At 64.4% G+C, this 15,660-nt stretch carries 16 protein-coding genes; 8 read left to right on the top strand and 8 right to left on the bottom strand.

Translation table 11 applies throughout. From position 1 onward, the window contains the following. Window positions 1-17 precede the first annotated feature (17 nt). Window positions 18-781, bottom strand: a protein-coding gene (locus tag AXW67_RS39950) for an IS5 family transposase (protein ID WP_145927316.1) whose coding sequence is annotated in 2 segments (ribosomal slippage) — window positions 18-443 and window positions 446-781 — 762 coding nt in all. Because the reading frame shifts where the segments join, the coding sequence is not laid out codon by codon here. A gap of 69 nt (window positions 782-850) precedes the next feature. After that, window positions 851-2,164: an alpha/beta hydrolase gene (locus AXW67_RS00380; RefSeq protein WP_063675767.1), complete on the bottom strand. Its 1,314-nt coding sequence runs from the start codon at window positions 2,162-2,164 to the stop codon at window positions 851-853. Window positions 2,165-2,476: 312 nt separating this feature from the next. On the opposite strand from AXW67_RS00380, the gene AXW67_RS00385 reads away from it, so the two are divergent. Together AXW67_RS00385 and AXW67_RS00390 are read left to right on the top strand one after the other, a co-directional pair. Beyond that, window positions 2,477-3,862 carry an APC family permease gene (locus AXW67_RS00385; RefSeq protein ID WP_063675769.1) on the top strand — a complete coding sequence of 462 codons (1,386 nt, stop codon included), beginning with the start codon at window positions 2,477-2,479 and terminating at the stop codon, window positions 3,860-3,862. Then, window positions 3,847-5,061: a hypothetical protein gene (locus AXW67_RS00390; RefSeq protein ID WP_145927324.1), complete on the top strand. Its 1,215-nt coding sequence runs from the start codon at window positions 3,847-3,849 to the stop codon at window positions 5,059-5,061. Before AXW67_RS00385 ends, AXW67_RS00390 begins: the two co-directional genes overlap by 16 nt. On the opposite strand, the gene AXW67_RS00395 is transcribed toward AXW67_RS00390, so the two are convergent. Both AXW67_RS00395 and yidD read right to left on the bottom strand, forming a co-directional pair. After that, entirely contained in the window at window positions 5,062-5,274 is a 213-nt protein-coding gene (locus AXW67_RS00395) for a hypothetical protein (protein WP_063675774.1), read from the bottom strand. 87 nt (window positions 5,275-5,361) lie between these two features. Next, window positions 5,362-5,700, bottom strand: a complete 339-nt coding sequence (gene yidD / locus AXW67_RS00400) for a membrane protein insertion efficiency factor YidD (protein ID WP_027554588.1) — start codon at window positions 5,698-5,700, stop codon at window positions 5,362-5,364. A 292-nt stretch (window positions 5,701-5,992) separates the two neighbouring features. Here yidD and AXW67_RS00405 point away from each other — a divergent pair, with 292 nt between their 5' ends. Then, window positions 5,993-6,850, top strand: coding sequence for a COG3904 family protein (locus AXW67_RS00405; protein ID WP_245284022.1), 858 nt, complete (start codon window positions 5,993-5,995; stop codon window positions 6,848-6,850). Between the two features lie 86 nt (window positions 6,851-6,936). Here AXW67_RS00405 and AXW67_RS00410 read toward each other — a convergent pair whose 3' ends face one another. Continuing rightward, a complete protein-coding gene (locus AXW67_RS00410; protein ID WP_027554590.1) occupies window positions 6,937-7,392 on the bottom strand; it encodes an iron-sulfur cluster assembly scaffold protein in 456 nt (151 codons plus the stop codon). A 238-nt stretch (window positions 7,393-7,630) separates the two neighbouring features. Between AXW67_RS00410 and folE the strand changes: the two genes are divergently transcribed. The 4 genes from folE (at window position 7,631) to AXW67_RS00430 (ending at window position 11,450) form a co-directional block, all read left to right on the top strand. After that, complete coding sequence (gene folE, locus AXW67_RS00415) at window positions 7,631-8,323, top strand: GTP cyclohydrolase I FolE (RefSeq protein WP_063675776.1); 693 nt, start codon at window positions 7,631-7,633, stop codon at window positions 8,321-8,323. Window positions 8,324-8,350: 27 nt separating this feature from the next. After that, on the top strand, window positions 8,351-8,773 hold the full coding sequence (hisI, locus tag AXW67_RS00420; protein WP_063675778.1) for a phosphoribosyl-AMP cyclohydrolase: 423 nt from the start codon (window positions 8,351-8,353) through the stop codon (window positions 8,771-8,773). Between the two features lie 182 nt (window positions 8,774-8,955). Beyond that, a complete protein-coding gene (locus AXW67_RS00425; RefSeq protein WP_063675780.1) occupies window positions 8,956-10,035 on the top strand; it encodes a hypothetical protein in 1,080 nt (359 codons plus the stop codon). Window positions 10,036-10,274: 239 nt separating this feature from the next. Continuing rightward, window positions 10,275-11,450, top strand: a complete 1,176-nt coding sequence (locus tag AXW67_RS00430; RefSeq protein ID WP_063675783.1) for a DUF2336 domain-containing protein — start codon at window positions 10,275-10,277, stop codon at window positions 11,448-11,450. A gap of 146 nt (window positions 11,451-11,596) precedes the next feature. Here AXW67_RS00430 and AXW67_RS00435 read toward each other — a convergent pair whose 3' ends face one another. The 3 genes from AXW67_RS00435 to AXW67_RS00445 form a co-directional block, all read right to left on the bottom strand. Continuing rightward, window positions 11,597-12,175: an Hpt domain-containing protein gene (locus AXW67_RS00435; protein WP_027554595.1), complete on the bottom strand. Its 579-nt coding sequence runs from the start codon at window positions 12,173-12,175 to the stop codon at window positions 11,597-11,599. A 27-nt stretch (window positions 12,176-12,202) separates the two neighbouring features. Then, a complete protein-coding gene (locus tag AXW67_RS00440) occupies window positions 12,203-12,748 on the bottom strand; it encodes a response regulator (RefSeq protein ID WP_063675785.1) in 546 nt (181 codons plus the stop codon). Window positions 12,749-12,847: 99 nt separating this feature from the next. Next, window positions 12,848-13,621 carry an NAD kinase gene (locus AXW67_RS00445; protein WP_063675787.1) on the bottom strand — a complete coding sequence of 258 codons (774 nt, stop codon included), beginning with the start codon at window positions 13,619-13,621 and terminating at the stop codon, window positions 12,848-12,850. A gap of 287 nt (window positions 13,622-13,908) precedes the next feature. Here AXW67_RS00445 and AXW67_RS00450 point away from each other — a divergent pair, with 287 nt between their 5' ends. Further along, window positions 13,909-15,477, top strand: a complete 1,569-nt coding sequence (locus AXW67_RS00450) for a S10 family peptidase (protein ID WP_063675788.1) — start codon at window positions 13,909-13,911, stop codon at window positions 15,475-15,477. Window positions 15,478-15,660: the final 183 nt, after the last annotated feature.

Consider the following 15,660-nt stretch of genomic DNA (forward strand, 5'->3'; position numbering starts at 1 on the left):
CTAGGCGGTGTGGACACTTATCGCATCCATAGGACGATGGCAGCGAGAGTGACGACGGCTCGGTAATTTCGGGCGGTCTTTTCGAAGCGGGTAGCGACGCGGCGGAACTGCTTGAGTTTGGAGAAGCAGCATTCCACGAGATGGCGCTGGGCATAGAGATGTTTGTCGAGCGGATATTTGAGGGCGCGTGACGGGTTGTTGGGGATGACGGCGAGCGCCTTTTTGGCGGCGATGTCTTGGCGCAAATGATCGGCGTCATAGGCTGTATCGGCGATGACGACCTCGGCCGGCAGTCCCTCGATCAATGCGGCGGCCTGTGGTGCATCGCCCTTCTGGCCTGCGGTGAGCGTGAACCGTACAGGACACCCCAAGCCGCGAACGGCCATATGTATCTTCGTGCTCAGGCCGCCGCGCGAGCGGCCAAGCGCCTGATCTTCAGACCCCCTTTTTTCGCCCCGGCGGCGTGCTGATGCGCCCGGACGATGGTGGAATCGACGATCAGATATTCGAAGTCTGGATCATCAGACATCGCCTCGAAGATCCGCCACCAAACACCCTTGATGCTCCATCGACTGAAGCGCCGGAATACGCTGTTCCAGTCTCCGAACGCCTCCGGAAGGTCGCGCCAGGGAGAGCCTGTACGCACGATCCAGAGCACACCTTCCACGAACATCCGGTTGTCCCGCCCGGTCGAACCCTTCTGGTCGGGCCGGCCTATGATCAGCGGCGCCATGCGCTCCCAGGCCGCGTCGCTCAACACCAAACGATCCATCACACCCAAGGCCGCCTCCCAAAAAGAAGCCTTGAATCTGATTTGCTCTCAAAAGGGAATCCTTAGAGTCCACACCGCCTAGCGGCTCGACGCGGATGAATTGGTGGCCGCGACGCGCGTCAGCGCCAGGGATGGCGTCTCGGACATCTTCACCAGCACGTCCTTGAGCGGATTGCGTGTCCAGGCGCGGTTCACGTAATCGCGATGCGTGATGCCGTCGCCGGTTTGGACGAACACAACGGTTCCGGGACGCAGCGGCCCGTCCATGTCCTCGGAGACGCTGATGCCCTTCTGGCGCAGCGTGCTCATCAACTCGCGGTCGCGCCGCGCGGTGTAGTGAGTGTAGGAGCTGACGAAGAAGCCGGAGCGATGGCTCTCGATCCATGAGGCGAACTTGTCGAGCTCGCCATAGACGGCATCGAGCAGCACGACGCCGCGAACGCGGTCGCTGATGCCACCGACCTCGAGGCTCCAGGCGGTGGGCAGGAAGCCGCCGCTATAGCCGACGATCACGATGGGCATGTTGGCGAAGGCCCGCGCGCTGTTGGGATCGCCGGTGAGGCGGGCGAGGTGATCGGCCGACTCGGCCATGAAGCGCTTCAGTCCGCCCGCCTGCCAGAACTTGCCGGCGCTGGAATCGGCGGCATCGACCGCCATCTGCGGTGCAAGGAGAATGGCGTTGGCGCCGGAATCGGTGACCTGCTGCGGCACCAGTTGCCGGTCGCGCACGTCGCGCTCCAGCGTCGCGCCGTTGCCGTGGAAGAACACCACGATCACGCCCGGCTTACGGACGTCGAAGTGTTCGGGGACGTGCACCAGCACGCGGCTGTCGCTGTAAGTTTCGTCCTGCCAGTAGACGCGTCCCGAATAGCTGCGATGGCCGCGGCGGTCGCCCTTGGAAATGTTGAGGAACGGCGCGTCGGAGGCGGGGTTGTTGCCGAAATAGGGGAAGGCCGACGATTTCATGCTGACGAGCGTCGTCAGGTCTTCGCGCTGCGGACGCTGGTACGGAACCTGCGGCTCCAGCGATGCCACCTTGTAGGCGGCCTGCTCCGGCTGTTGCTGCACGGCGCGCTTGGGCGAGAAGTCCGACATCTGCCGTAGCAGGAGGCTCTCGCTGGCGGACGGGAAGCGATCCGTGAACTGCGGGGCAGGGAAGCGATCGTCGAACGTGTCGCCGCTCGCCACCTTGGTCTTTGCAACGACCTGCGTGTTGGCTTGCGAGTTGGCCGCGAGCGCTGCCGGATTGGGCGCCCTGCCGCATTGAACCAGCGTCAGCGAAAGCGGCACCAACGCGCAGATCAGGCCGATCCGGAGCGCACGAGCGTACACACCGGACGTCGTCCGGTGCGCACGCGTGTCAGCTCTCAGTTTCGGAACGGCCCCGACCATCCACCCATGACCCCGATCCAGCGGCAATCTTTAGGCTAATTGAGCCGACTGGCGTTTAGGCGACGTTAAGTGTCCGGAGAAACTCCCCACATCCGGAACACTGGAAAGGACCATGCAATCGTGTCCTGAGTGTGGGAGGGGACTGCGGATTTTCACGGGTCTGGACGGGTTTATCGCCTTGGAATGGCATAAGAGGTGGCGAGATACCTATTTCGCTTGCCTCATTTAACCCTTGTTAACCCTGCTTGAATTGACTGGACCATACTGCACGATGCTTTCCCACGAGGCGTGACGCCTGAGGTTAAGACCCCGATGACGGCATCAGATGCGGGTACTGCGACCTGGACTGGCCGGCTGACCGGAAGGGCGGGCGGCGTTTCCGCTCTGGTCGCGACCGCCATCGTCGTTGCGGACATGGTTGGGGTCGGCGTCTTCACCAGCCTCGGCTTCCAGGTCAAGGACATCCCGTCCGGTTTCTCGATCCTGCTGCTCTGGAGCGTCGGCGGTATCGTCGCTTTGTGCGGCGTGTTCTCCTACAGCGAGCTGGGTGCGATGTTTCCGCGCTCCAGCGGCGAATACAATTTCCTCGGTCGCGCCTATCATCCCGCCTTCGGATTTCTTGCCGGCTGGGTCTCGGCGACGGTCGGTTTTGCGGCACCCGTCGCGCTCGCGGCGATGGCCTTCGGCGAATATGCGAAGTCGGTCTTTCCCGATCTGCCGCCAATCCCGCTCGCCATCGGCGTGGTGTGGCTGGTCTCAATCGTGCAGCTGACCGGCGTCAGGCATTCCTCGACCTTTCAGCTGATCTCGACCATCCTGAAGGTCGTGCTCATCGTCGCGTTCCTGGTCGCAGGCTTTGTCATCGGCGCGCGACAGCCGATCTCCTTCACGCCGCAGGCCGGCGACCTCGGCCATATCGCCAGCGCCCCCTTCGCGATCGGGCTGGTCTTCGTGATGTACTCGTTCTCGGGCTGGAATGCTGCGACCTACATCATCGGCGAGATGCGTACGCCGCAGCAGAGCCTGCCGCGCGCGCTGCTCGCGGGCACGCTGATCGTGCTCGTGCTGTACGTCGCGCTCAACGCGGTGTTTCTCTACTCGACGCCGATCGATGCGCTCGCAGGCCAGCTCGATGTCGCGAGCGTCGCCGGCAGCGCCATCTTTGGCGGCATCGGCGGCAGGATCGTCGGCGCGATGATCTGTGTCGGCCTGATCTCCTCCATCAGTGCGATGATGTGGATCGGCCCGCGCGTGATGATGACGATGGGAGAGGACATCCCGGCCTTGCGCATGTTCTCACGGAGATCGGTGAGCGGCGCGCCGGCCTACGCCATCCTGTTTCAGCTCGCTGTCGCCAACCTGCTCCTGTTCACGCGCAGCTTCGAGGCGGTGCTCGACTTCATTCAGTTCGCGCTGCTGTTCTGTTCGTTCTTCACGGTCGCAGGCGTCATCAAGCTGCGCATCACCGATCCCGATCTGCCGCGTCCCTATCGGGCCTGGGGATACCCGTTCACGCCGTTGGTTTTCCTGCTCGTGACTGCCTTCATGATGTACTACCTGTTGATGGAGCGGCCGGTGCAGTCGCTCTCGGGGATGCTCGTCATGCTCGCGGGCCTGCTGATTTATGCCCTTTTCCGCAGGCGGCCGGTCGCCGCTGCCGATTCATCACACCGCGAAGAGACATGTTTCGACCCATGAAGATTGCGGCCGTCGCTCTTGCCCTGCTGTTTGCGGTCGTCCCCTCCGCGCGCGCCGCCGAGGTGACCTTTGACGATACCGCGCGCTTCCTCGCCGGCATGCAGCCTTCGGCGGACTCGCCGCTGGTGGCGCTGACCAGGGACCCTGCCTGGCAGCACCACGCGAAATTCTTCGACGGCGCCTTCGCGCAGCTCGATCAGAGGCAATTGTCGAAGATCCGCAACTGGGCCGACGTCAATCTCGCCGCACCCAGGCCGACCATGTTCTACATGTTCAGCGGCCCGGATTTCCTCTACGCCGACGCGTTCTATTCCAAGGCGAGCACCTATGTGCTCGGCGCACTCGAGCCGGTCGGTGTGGTACCCGACCTGACGAAAGTGCCGCGCGGAGCGGTCAGTACCGCGCTCTACAATGTCGAGCGCTCGCTCAGTTCGATCCTGAGCTTCTCTTTCTTCATCACCAAGCACATGAAGGTCGACCTGCATGCCAACCAGGTCCACGGCACCTTGCCGATCCTCTATGTCTTCCTCGCGCGCTCCGGCAAGACCATCCGCAACGTCGAGATGATCGCGCTCGACAACAAGGGCGGGATGCATACCGGCAACGACAATCCCGGACCGAACGCCACGCGCGGCGTCCGCATCACCTTCGTCGGCAGCGACGGCGAGGTGCGCACGCTGTATTATTTCTCGACCGATCTCTCCAATCCCAATGCGCGCGGCACGGGCTTCCTGAAATTCTGCGAGACGCTCGGGCCCGGCAACAGCCTGCTCAAGAGCGCGTCCTATCTCCTGCATTCCGGCAACTTCACCACGGTGCGCGACTGGCTGCTCGCGAACAGCGCGACCATTATCCAGGACGATTCCGGAATACCGCTTGCGAACTACAACGCGCGTCAATGGCGCTTCTTCCCGTTCGGCCGCTATCTCGGGCCGATCGACGAATTCCCCGGCCGCTACCAGGAACGCTACGCCGAACTGTTCACGCGCGCCCAGCCGATCGATTTCGGCATCGGCTATCGCTGGCGCACGCATGAATCGAACCTGCTGTTGTCCGTGAAGGTGCCAGGCAGCGAGACGGTGCCGGCGGTGGAAGCCACTTCGTCCGCGGAGCCTCCGCCCAAACCGGCGCGTCCGAAGCGGTTGCGCCCGCCCGAGCCGATCCCGCCACCGCCCGGGCGCTTCTTCTGGTTCCGTTAGCTACCAGTGCACGCTCTGACTTGGCACGATGAACGCCGTCGTGTTCGGCGCCGTGGAAAAGCTTGTTGCCAGATACCAGCCGGAGCCAAGCACGAGCGCCAGGAGCGCAATGATGGCGAGCAGATCGATCGTTCTGGGATCGTGTCCCCTCGGACCAATTCGCAGATGCGAACCAAGATTGAAGTGAAAATGAGGGCTGATTTTCCAGCGCATTGTTGTTTCCTCCCGCGGGAGTATCAAAACAACGCGAGCGGGAAGTTCCGGTTCCGGTCGGGGCATGCGCAGAGCACCGCAGCAAACTCAGGACGCGTTGACGCCCCGCCAGCGGCCATAGCGCCATGGAAGATACCAGCGCGCACCTTCGGGGGCGGTGAGCGGCACGCGGTCGATACCTGAGGTGCCGAAGGGATGGCAGCGCAACAGCCGCGCCAGTGTCATCCAGCCGCCGGCCCAGAGTCCGAAACGTTCGATCGCCTCGTCACCATAGACGGAGCAGGTCGGCAGGTGCCGGCAGTTGTAGCCAACCAGAGGTGACAGCGTGTGGCGGTAGAGCCAGATCAGCGCGCGGCCGAACCTACGCGGCAGTCGCAGCACGACCGCAACGATACTGGCCCCTTGTTCGGACGCTGAATGCTTCATGAGCGGCTTGCTACGATCCTGTGCAGCACGTTGCGCGGTTCCGATGCAGGGAACTGCAAGTTGTTGTAAGCGCGCCATATTTTGCGTGCTTTTTGGGAGCAGTGCAGCAAGTACCTATGGACGATCTGTATTCCCCCGGATACCATTTTTGTGACACTCGTGGGATAGGAACAAACGTCTGTATGATGGACTCATCGGGCGCGAAGCGGGGATAACTCGCGCAATATTGGGACTTGGGGAAGGAACCAGTTTGAAACTCCTGAGGTCGCTTGATCTTCGCGGTTGGTTGCTGATGGGAACCGCCGCTTGTTGCTTCGCGCTGACGAGCGCAGTCGCGACCTTCACCTCTTCTGCACATGCCGGCGCTGCGCTCGAAGAGCGCAAGCTGCCTATGAAGTTCAACTGGGTCGCATGCGAGCCGAACTGCCGTGGCTGGGTCAGCGCAGTCGGCATCATCACCTCCGACACGCCGAAGGACTTCGAGGACTTCGCGCGCGGGCGCCAGCTTGGCGGCGCAACCGTCGTGCTCGACTCCAGCGGTGGTTCCGTCAACGACGCGATCACACTTGGTCGGCGCTTCCGTAACCTCGGTCTCATGACCACGGTCGGCATCACCCAGCAGAACCGCGGCAGGCCGGGCGTTCGTCCGGCGGTCGCGCCCGAGGCCTATTGCGAATCCATGTGCGCGTTTCTGCTGCTGGCCGGCAAGAAGCGCTACGTGCCCGACGCCGCGCATGTGCGGGTCCATCAGATCTGGATGGGCGACCGCGCCGACGACGCCAAGGCGGCGAGCTACAGCGCGCAGGACCTGATGATCGTGGAGCGCGACATTGGCCGGCTCGCCAAATACACCTTCGACATGGGCGGCGCCGGTGATCTGCTGTCGCTCGCGCTGAGCGTGCCGCCGTGGGAAGACCTGCATGAGCTGGACGCTGGCGAGCTGAAGCTGACCAATCTCGTGACCACGGACCTGGTCGCCGACGTGCTGCCGAACGTGGATGTCTCGGCGCCCGCGATGGCCGACCTTGCGCCAAAGACGCAGGACAGGTTCGGCGAGGAATCGGAGCAGCCGCATCCGGCCAAGTCGACCAAGACTGCGGAAGCGGCGGTGCCGACGGGCGCGGCGCCCGTGGCTGCGTCGCAGAAGTAAATCCAACGACAATCGCTCTCGTCATTCCGGGTTCTCCGCTTCGCGGGCGCCCTGGAATGACGGTTCAGAACGACGGGAGCGAAAGCTCAGCCCTGCGCCGCGGCCGGCTGCTTGACCTTGGCCTCGATCTGGCCGATGGCATCGACCACGGCGTCGAAGGTGAGCAGGGTCGAAGCATGGCGCGCCTTGTAGTCACGGACCGGCTCGAGGAACTTGATCTCGGCCCATTTTCCGTCCGGCGGCGCGCCGTTTTCCTTCAGCATCTTGCGAACGGTTTCGCGTAACTCACGGAGTTCGCTCGCAGTCGAGCCGACGACGTGACTTGCCATGATGGATGAAGACGCCTGGCCCAGCGCGCAGGCCTTCACGTCATGGGCGAAGTCGGTGACGGTGTCGCCCTCCATCTTCAGGTCCACCTTGACGGTCGAGCCGCACAGTTTGGAGTGGGCGGTAGCGGTGGCATCGGGGTCCGAAAGCCGCCCGAGGCGCGGAATATTCCCGGCCAGTTCGATGATCCGCTTGTTGTAGATGTCGTTCAGCATGTGATGGAGTCCAACACTTCCGGGCCGGATCGGCCTTGGCGGGCGCCGTCCAGGGTCCTATATAGGGTCGGAACTTGCGGAAAAACAGTCCAGCGGCGGTGGTCCAGAACCACGCGGCCTGCCTTGGAGGCGAGGATGTTTTTGTGCCGGGATCGATTGTTCTCTTCAGGCGTCCGGCGGCTTGCCGCCCCGTCTGCCGGTGACACTCCGGCCGTTAAGGCCGTCGAACGGAGTTGACATGGACGCTTTGATCAAATCCATCCGCCCCAACAAGCCCGCTGACAAGCAGCCCGAGAGCCGCCCGGCAGAGCTTGATCCTTCCGAATTCCTCGCGGTCGCCGTCCGCGCCGACCAGCCGCGCCCAGCGCGCGCCGAGGCCGAGCAGGCGGTGAAGACGCTGCTCGCCTATATCGGCGAAAACACCCAGCGCGAGGGCCTCTTGGACACGCCGCGCCGCGTGGTCGAGGCCTTCGACGAGCTCTACCAGGGCTACCACCAGTGCCCGGCCGAGGTGCTCGACCGCACCTTCGGCGAGACCGCGGGGTATGACGACTTCGTGCTGGTGCGCGACATCGAGTTCACCTCGCAATGCGAGCATCACATGATGCCGTTCTACGGCAAGGCGCACATCGCCTACACACCGGTGGAACGCGTCGTCGGCCTATCGAAGCTCGCGCGCCTCACCGACATCTTCGCCCGCCGGCTTCAGACCCAGGAGCACCTGACGGCGCAGATTGCAGCGGCGATCGACGAGATCCTCAAGCCGCGCGGCGTTGCCGTTCTGGTCGAGGCCGAGCATACCTGCATGTCGGTGCGCGGCGTCGCCAAGCATGGCGCGATGACGTTCACCAGCCGCTTTACCGGCATGTTCCGCGACAATCCGGCGGAGCAGGCCCGTTTCCTGTCCCTGGTGCGAGGCACGCAACGCTGACCTCGCGACGAATTTGCGAGGGGTCTCGTGTCCACTCATTCCCATGACATCGAGGAAGGGCTGAGCTTCCAGCCCAAATTCGACGCGGCCGGCCTCGTCACCTGTGTGGCGACGGATGCCGCGACCGGCGACGTGCTGATGGTCGCCCACATGAATGACGAGGCGCTGCGCAAGACCATCGCGACGGGTGAAGCCTGGTACTTCAGCCGCTCGCGCAATGCCTTATGGCGAAAGGGTGAGACGTCGGGTCAAACTCAGCACGTGGTCGAGATGCGCACCGATTGTGACCAGGACGCGGTCTGGCTTCGCGTCGAGCAGTTGGGGGCAGCCTGCCACACCGGCCGCAGGTCGTGCTTCTATCGCAGGGTCGAGGCCGAGGGGACGGGCGCCAGGCTCGTCTTCGTCGACGCGGACAGGCTGTTCGACCCGAGCGCGGTCTACAAGAAGTAGCTTCCGTCATTCCGGGGCACGCGAAGCGTGAACCCGGAATCCATCGCCAGGCATTACGCGCGGCTGAATGATTCCGGGTTCATCGCTGCGCGATGCCCCGGAATGACTCGGGGGCAGGCCGGTCGCCGAATTAACCCCGCATTAACCATAACTGTCCCACGGTGGGACGACAGGGCGCCGAATTGCCGGCGCCGCTCAACGCCGCGCGGGGCGGGCACTCCATCATGTCGGTCGACAACTCCAGTGCCACGCAGACGGTCGCTACCGATCCGTCGCGGGCGCGCGTTGCCGGCGCGATCAAGCAGGCCTCCAACCTCTCCGGCGTCAGCTTTCAATACATGCTGACCACCGCCAAGATGGAGTCGGATTTCAATCCGACAGCGGGCGCCACCACGTCGTCCGCGCACGGGCTCTACCAGTTCATCGACCAGACCTGGCTCGGCACGGTGAAGGAGGCGGGCGCCCAGCTCGGCTACGGCAGCTACGCCGACGCCATCAGCAAGACCTCGTCCGGCAGCTACACTGTCGATGATCCCGCCATGAAACGGTCGATCATGAAGTTGCGCGACGATCCGCAGGTCGCCTCCGACATGGCGGCGGCACTGACGCAATCCAACAGCTTCAAGCTCACCGGCCTGCTCGGCCGCCGGCCGTCCGACAGCGAACTCTACATGGCGCATTTCATGGGCGTCGGCGGCGCGGCCAAGCTGATCGCCAATGCCGAGGACAATCCGCAAGCGGTCGGCGCGCGGCTGTTCCCCAATGCCGCTGCTTCCAACCGCTCGATCTTCTACGAAAAGGACGGCCGCGCGCGTAGCGTCTCCGAAGTCTATTCGGTGCTGACGTCGCGCTACGCGAGCGCTGCGAATTCGAAAACGACGCGTAGCGCGATGGCGATGTATGGCGACACGCCGTCGACGGCGCAGGTTGCGAGCGCAAACGGCGTGCAGGCGACGGCGCCTGTGATCGACAACGCGGCTTATCTGCAGACCTTTCCGGATACGCGCGCGGTGACGCCGGTGAGCGCAACATCGTCGACGACGGTTGCGGACAATGCGCCGACCACGCCGGCGTTTCGCTCGATCTATCAGCCCGGCGATACCACGCAGCCGGTTTCGACGACGGTGCAGAAATTGTGGGGCAACAACGCCTCGCTCACCTCGGTCGCACCCGCGACCGCGACCGCGTCGGCAACACCCGAGGTGCGGCCGCCGCAACCGCTTGATCTCTTCAGCGATCGCAGCGGCACGTTCTCGAGCTAGCATCTGCTCTCGTGCCAATGCTCAGCGCGCGCCATCGTAGCGCGTTGAAGACGCGCGTGAACGCGCTTTTGCTGCGCTGCGTCCGGTGCGCGACAGCAGGGCGGCCTTGGTTCCCTTAACAAAACGTCAATAAAACCAGCCGGTTATGGTGAACGCTTTGTTAAGCGTCGTGGTTTATTTTGTATTGCAGGTGACAGGCCGTCACCATTTTTCGTTAGGTTGCGTAAGCCGGAAAGACCATGATCGTTCGGCAGTTCATCAGTTGGATCAGGACGGCATCCGCCGGCGAGCGGGCCGAGGCAACGCGGGCATTGGCCCGCGCCTGGTTGATTTCAGACCTTTCCCATGACGACCGCATCGCCGCCGAAGGCGCGCTGCTGATGCTGCTCGACGATCCGTCCCCCCTGGTGCGACAGGCGATGGCGGAAGCCTTCGCTCGCAGTGCCGAGGCACCGGCCGCAATCATGCGGGCACTGTCGGCCGACCAGCCGACCGTCGCGCTGCCCGTGCTCGAACATTCCCCGCTTCTGATTGATGCCGACCTCGTCGACATCGTCGCGACCGGCAACGACGAGGTGCAGTGCGCGATCGCGCGCCGCATCGCGCTGCCGGTCTCGGTCTGCGCCGCGATCGCCGAAGTTGGCTGCGCCGCCGCGGCCCTCGAGCTGATCGAGAACCCCAACGCCGAGCTCGCGCCGTTCTCCTGGGATCGCATTGTCGAGCGTCACGGCCATCTCGCCGCGATCCGCGAGGCGATGCTGGTGATGGAGGATCTGCCGGCCGCGACGCGGGCGGCGCTGGTCGCAAAGCTGTCCGAGACGCTGGCGCAGTTCGTCGTGGCACGGAACTGGCTCAGCGCCGATCGCGCCGAGCGTATGACGACCGAGGCGCGCGACCGCTCCACCATGAACATCGCGGCCCGCTCGCGCGGCGAGGACATGCAGGGTTTGGTGCGGCACCTGCGCATCACCGGTCAGCTCACGGCGGGCCTGATCCTGCGCGCGCTGTTGTCGAGCAATCTCGAACTGTTCGACGCGGCGCTCGCCGAATTGTCCGATCTGCCGCTGGCGCGAGTCTCTGCGCTGCTGCACGATCGGCGCGGCACCAGCCTGCACGCGCTGCTTCGCCGCGCCGGCCTGCCGGAGGCGACCTTCGCGGCCTTCCAGGTCGCGCTCGAGGCCTGCCACGAGAACGGCTTCGTCGATACCGACGACGGCGCCGTGCGGCTGCGCCGGCGCATGGTCGAGCGGGTGCTCACCCATTGCGAGACCGATCGCGGCGCGACCGAGCCGCTTCTGATCCTGCTGCGCCGTTTCGCAACCGAATCGGCGCGCGAAGAAGCGCGGCTGTTCTGCGACGAGCTCGTCGCGGAAGAGGCGATCGCACCGTTCTATGACGAACTGATCGCGGCCTGACGAAGAGGTCGTAGGGTGGGTTAGCCTTGCGGCTGCGCGAAGCGCAGTCCGCTAGGCGTAACCCACCTCTTTGCTTTCCGCGCGAAGAGAGAGTGGTGGGTTACGCTGCGCTAACCCACCCTACGACACCTTGAGAATGGCGAGCCTTACTCCCCCGGCACGATGCTCGGCGCCAAAATCGCTTCGAGATGCTCGGGACGGTCGCGGTTGACGTGGGCGAGATATTCGTCGGCGACCTTGCGCAGGCGGCGGCTGAGCTCGCTGGAGACGGTGAGGCTGTCGAGCTTTGTGTTCTCGTGCACGATCGCCGTGATGGCGTTGATGTGGTGCGAGAACAGCTCGGCCGGCACCTTGGCAAGATCCGGCGCATGCTCGATCACGCGGCACAGGCTTTCGGCGATCACGGCGGCCGACGGAAAGCCGAACGTCGCGGCATCGCCCTTGATGTCGTGGGCCGCGCGGAACAGCTCTCCGCGCCGATCGTCGTCGAAGCCGTCTTGCTGGATGGCGGCCCAGGCGGCGGACAATCGGTCGACCTCGCTCGCCATCCAGTCCGTGAACTCGCCGGAGAGGCCAGCAAGCGCCTGCTCCGCGCGCCCGACCGGATCATCCATGTCCTTGGCCTCGACCCGGCGCAGAACTTTCCGCAGCGGGTTGGGCTGCGTGATCACATGATGGGTGGCGAAGGCCTTGACCTCGATGTCCTTTGCGCTGTTCTTCGCCATGGTGCCTGTCTCGCGTAAGACGTTGCGCTAGATGGAGGAGCGGGCCTTGTCGAGCAACGAGGGCTGCTGGAGCACCTCGTGCTTCTCACCGACGCGGCGCTCGGGGCCCATATAGGCGGAGTTGATGTTGCGGCGGCGGTCGGGCCCGAAATAGGTCTTGGTCTTGATGAAGGGCCGGGGATTGGCGACCACGTTGAGGATGCGCTGATAGAGGCCCTTGGCCGAGATCGGCTTGGCCAAAAACTCGGTGACGCCGGCATCGCGCGCGATCGTGACCCGGCGTTTCTCCGAATGTCCCGTCAGCATGATGATCGGCGCATAGGGGTTACCCTTGGACTCCGGCTGCCGGATCATCTGCGCGAGCTCGAGCCCGTCGAAGATCGGCATCGCCCAGTCGGTGATGACGATGTCGGGCACGTAGTGGCTGTACATTTCGAGCGCGGTCGCGCCGTCCTCGGCTTCATAGACCTCGCGCGCGCCGAACGAATGCAGCAGCGTCCGCAGGATACGGCGCATGTGCGGATTGTCGTCGCAAACGAGGAAGCGCAGCTTGTTGAAATCGATACGGAACATGACGCCCGGGCCAAAGCGGTCAACCTTCGTTAACCATATCGCGCCGGGAGTTAACGAAGGGTTGCGACCGGGGCGCCGGAGGGCTTCCGGGCAGGTGGCTCAGTAGCCGAACTGCTCGCGCAGAATGCGCTCTTCCAGGCTGTGGCCCGGATCGAACAGCATGCGCATCGAGATGGTCCTGTCGGCGAGCACCTCGACGCGGCGGACGTCGCGGACCTCGTCGTGGTCGGCCACCGCGGCGACAGGGCGCTTCTCGCCTTCCAGCACCTCGATCACGACATAGGCCGTATTGGGCAGGAGAGCCCCGCGCCAGCGTCGCGGGCGGAAGGCGCTGATCGGCGTCAGCGCCAGCAGCGCGGCATTGATCGGCAGGATCGGCCCCTGGGCGGACAGATTGTAGGCTGTCGAGCCCGCGGGCGTTGCCACCATGATGCCGTCGGCGATCAGCTCGGACATGCGCTCGCGCTCGTCGATCAGGATGCGCAGACGCGCCGCCTGATAGGTCTGCCGGAACAGGGCGACCTCGTTGATGGCGTGATGGAGATACACCCGGTCGCGCACGTCAGTTGCGCGCATCAGGAGCGGATTGATCTCGGATTCATGCGCGGCCTCGAGCCGCGTGCGCAGATCGTGTGTCGAATATTCGTTCATCAGGAAGCCGACCGTGCCGCGGTGCATGCCGTAGATCGGCTTTCCCGTGTGCATGTTCTGATGCAGCGTCTGGAGCATGAGCCCGTCGCCGCCGAGCGCGACCACGACGTCGGCATTCTTCGGATCGCAATTTCCGTAGCGTTCGGTGAGCTGGTTGAAGGCGGCCTGTGCCTCGCTGCTCGGGCTGGCGACGAAGGCGATCCGGTCGTAGGACTTGGTCATGGGCTTCCGGGCAGGTGCCGCTGGCTCGAGGAGGTTCCGCCGGGGTCGTCTATACGACCTGGGCCTCCATTGTCGAGGATGACCGCCTCTCAAGGCAAGTAGAGGGCGGCCGGAACGGCCGTCCGTCCCGATTCACGGTAAAAGCCACCTCGATTTGCGCCCGATCGGCGGCTTCCGGCGCCGCCGGACCTCGTGATCCCCCAAACCGTCGCAATTCCTCGCTAGTCTTGCAGGCAGTCACCGACACGCAACCGATGAGGGCGCGCTGCCGGGCAGGGAGACCGACCATGATGATAAGTTCGTCGGCGCTGCGCCGCACGGGGCTGGTGCTGGCGTTGTCGGCCGTCGCACTCGCTGGACTTGCGCATGCGGACGATCCGCCGCAGCCGCGTCCGGAGGCAACCGCACCTGTGGGGCAGAAGGGCGTCCGTGGCGGCGGTGCGCAGTCTGCAGGTCAGCCTTCGTCCTCCGCCGCCGAACAGCGTGGCCTCCCTGCGGATGCGACGACGAAGCAGACGCTCGACCTGCCCGGGCGAACGCTCGCCTTCATCGCGACCGCCGGCTCGATCCGTCTGTTCGATGAAAAGCGCGAGCCGCAGGCCGATATCGCCTACACCTCCTATGAGCTCGATGGCGCCGACCGCACCACGCGCTCGGTCACCTTCCTGTTCAATGGCGGGCCCGGCGCGTCCTCGGCATGGCTCCAGTTCGGCAGCGCCGGGCCGTGGCGGCTGCCGCTCGATGGCGAAGCTCTCTCGCCGTCGGCGTCGCCCGAGGTGAGGCCGAACGCTGAGACCTGGCTCGACTTCACCGATCTCGTCTTCATCGATCCCGTCGGCACCGGCTACAGCCGCCTCATTGCGAGCGGCGAGGACGCGCGCAAGCGGTTCTATTCGATCGACGGCGACGTCAGTTCGATCGCGCTCGTGATCCGCCGCTGGCTCGAGAAGCACGACCGGTTGCTCTCGCCGAAATACGTCGCGGGCGAAAGCTATGGTGGCATTCGTGGACCGAAGGTCGTGCGCCAGTTGCAGCTTCAATACGGCGTCGGCGTCAAAGGTCTGATCATGCTGTCGCCGCTGTTCGACTTCCGCGAGTTCACCGGCTCGAGCCTCCTGCAATATGTCGCGACGCTGCCGAGCTACGCGGCGGTCGCGCGCGAAGCCAAGGGGCCGGTGACGCGCGACGATCTCGCCGACGTCGAAGCCTATGCGCGCGGCGAGTTTCTGGCTGACCTCGTCAAGGGCCAAGCGGATCGGGAGGCCACCAATCGGCTCGCCGACAAGGTCGCAGCCCTGACCGGGATCGACCAGGCGGTCAGCCGCAGGCTCGCCGGTCGTTTCGATGTCGGCGAATTCCGCCGCGAATTCGACCGCAAGAACGGCAAGGTCACCGGGCGCTACGATGCTTCCGTGCGCGGCTTCGATCCCTATCCGGATTCGAGCAGCTCCCGCTTTGGCGATCCCTCCGGCGACACGCTTCAGGCGCCGCTGACCAGCGCCGCAGTCGATGTCCTGACACGCAAGCTCAACTGGCGGCCCGACGGCTCCTATGAAGTGCTGAACAGCTCTGTCGAACGTGCCTGGGATTTCGGTCACGGCATCACCCCGCCGCAATCGGTGTCGGAGCTGCGCCAGATCCTCGCGACCGATCCGAAGCTGAATGTGCTGGTCGGGCACGGCCTGTTCGATCTCGCCACGCCCTATTTCGGAACGCAGAGAGTGCTCGACCAGTTGCCGGCCTTCGCGACGCCGCGGATCAAGTTCGTCGTCTATCCCGGCGGCCACATGTTCTATTCGCGCGACGGCTCGCGGCAGGCGTTTCGTGGCGAGGTCGAGGCGATGGTGAAGCGGTAGCGTCGGGACGGCGGTTTCTTTGTTCGCAGCTCTCTTGCTCGCCGGGTTAGTTGGCGTGAGCCACAGCGCTGATTTCAACGATCTGTTGCCGCTTCGTTGATCTGATCGTCGAGGAGCTCACGATGAGAGCTTAGTGCTCCTGCGTGGAGTTGGTCATTTGACGAGGATTCTTTACGCGAACCG

Source organism: Bradyrhizobium neotropicale, assembly GCF_001641695.1.
Classification (GTDB): domain Bacteria; phylum Pseudomonadota; class Alphaproteobacteria; order Rhizobiales; family Xanthobacteraceae; genus Bradyrhizobium; species Bradyrhizobium neotropicale.

Excerpts from the sequence above, each read along its gene's own strand:
- AXW67_RS00440 (WP_063675785.1), bottom strand. The coding sequence starts at position 12,748 with ATGTTCCGTATCGATTTCAACAAGCTGCGCTTCCTCGTTTGCGACGAC.
- AXW67_RS00405 (WP_245284022.1), top strand. The coding sequence starts at position 5,993 with ATGGGAACCGCCGCTTGTTGCTTCGCGCTGACGAGCGCAGTCGCGACC.
- AXW67_RS00385 (WP_063675769.1), top strand. The coding sequence starts at position 2,477 with ATGACGGCATCAGATGCGGGTACTGCGACCTGGACTGGCCGGCTGACC.
- AXW67_RS00450 (WP_063675788.1), top strand. The coding sequence starts at position 13,909 with ATGATGATAAGTTCGTCGGCGCTGCGCCGCACGGGGCTGGTGCTGGCG.
- AXW67_RS00410 (WP_027554590.1), bottom strand. The coding sequence starts at position 7,392 with ATGCTGAACGACATCTACAACAAGCGGATCATCGAACTGGCCGGGAAT.
- AXW67_RS00395 (WP_063675774.1), bottom strand. The coding sequence starts at position 5,274 with ATGCGCTGGAAAATCAGCCCTCATTTTCACTTCAATCTTGGTTCGCAT.
- AXW67_RS00430 (WP_063675783.1), top strand. The coding sequence starts at position 10,275 with ATGATCGTTCGGCAGTTCATCAGTTGGATCAGGACGGCATCCGCCGGC.
- AXW67_RS00390 (WP_145927324.1), top strand. The coding sequence starts at position 3,847 with ATGTTTCGACCCATGAAGATTGCGGCCGTCGCTCTTGCCCTGCTGTTT.
- AXW67_RS00445 (WP_063675787.1), bottom strand. The coding sequence starts at position 13,621 with ATGACCAAGTCCTACGACCGGATCGCCTTCGTCGCCAGCCCGAGCAGC.
- yidD (WP_027554588.1), bottom strand. The coding sequence starts at position 5,700 with ATGAAGCATTCAGCGTCCGAACAAGGGGCCAGTATCGTTGCGGTCGTG.
- folE (WP_063675776.1), top strand. The coding sequence starts at position 7,631 with ATGGACGCTTTGATCAAATCCATCCGCCCCAACAAGCCCGCTGACAAG.
- AXW67_RS00435 (WP_027554595.1), bottom strand. The coding sequence starts at position 12,175 with ATGGCGAAGAACAGCGCAAAGGACATCGAGGTCAAGGCCTTCGCCACC.
- AXW67_RS00380 (WP_063675767.1), bottom strand. The coding sequence starts at position 2,164 with ATGGTCGGGGCCGTTCCGAAACTGAGAGCTGACACGCGTGCGCACCGG.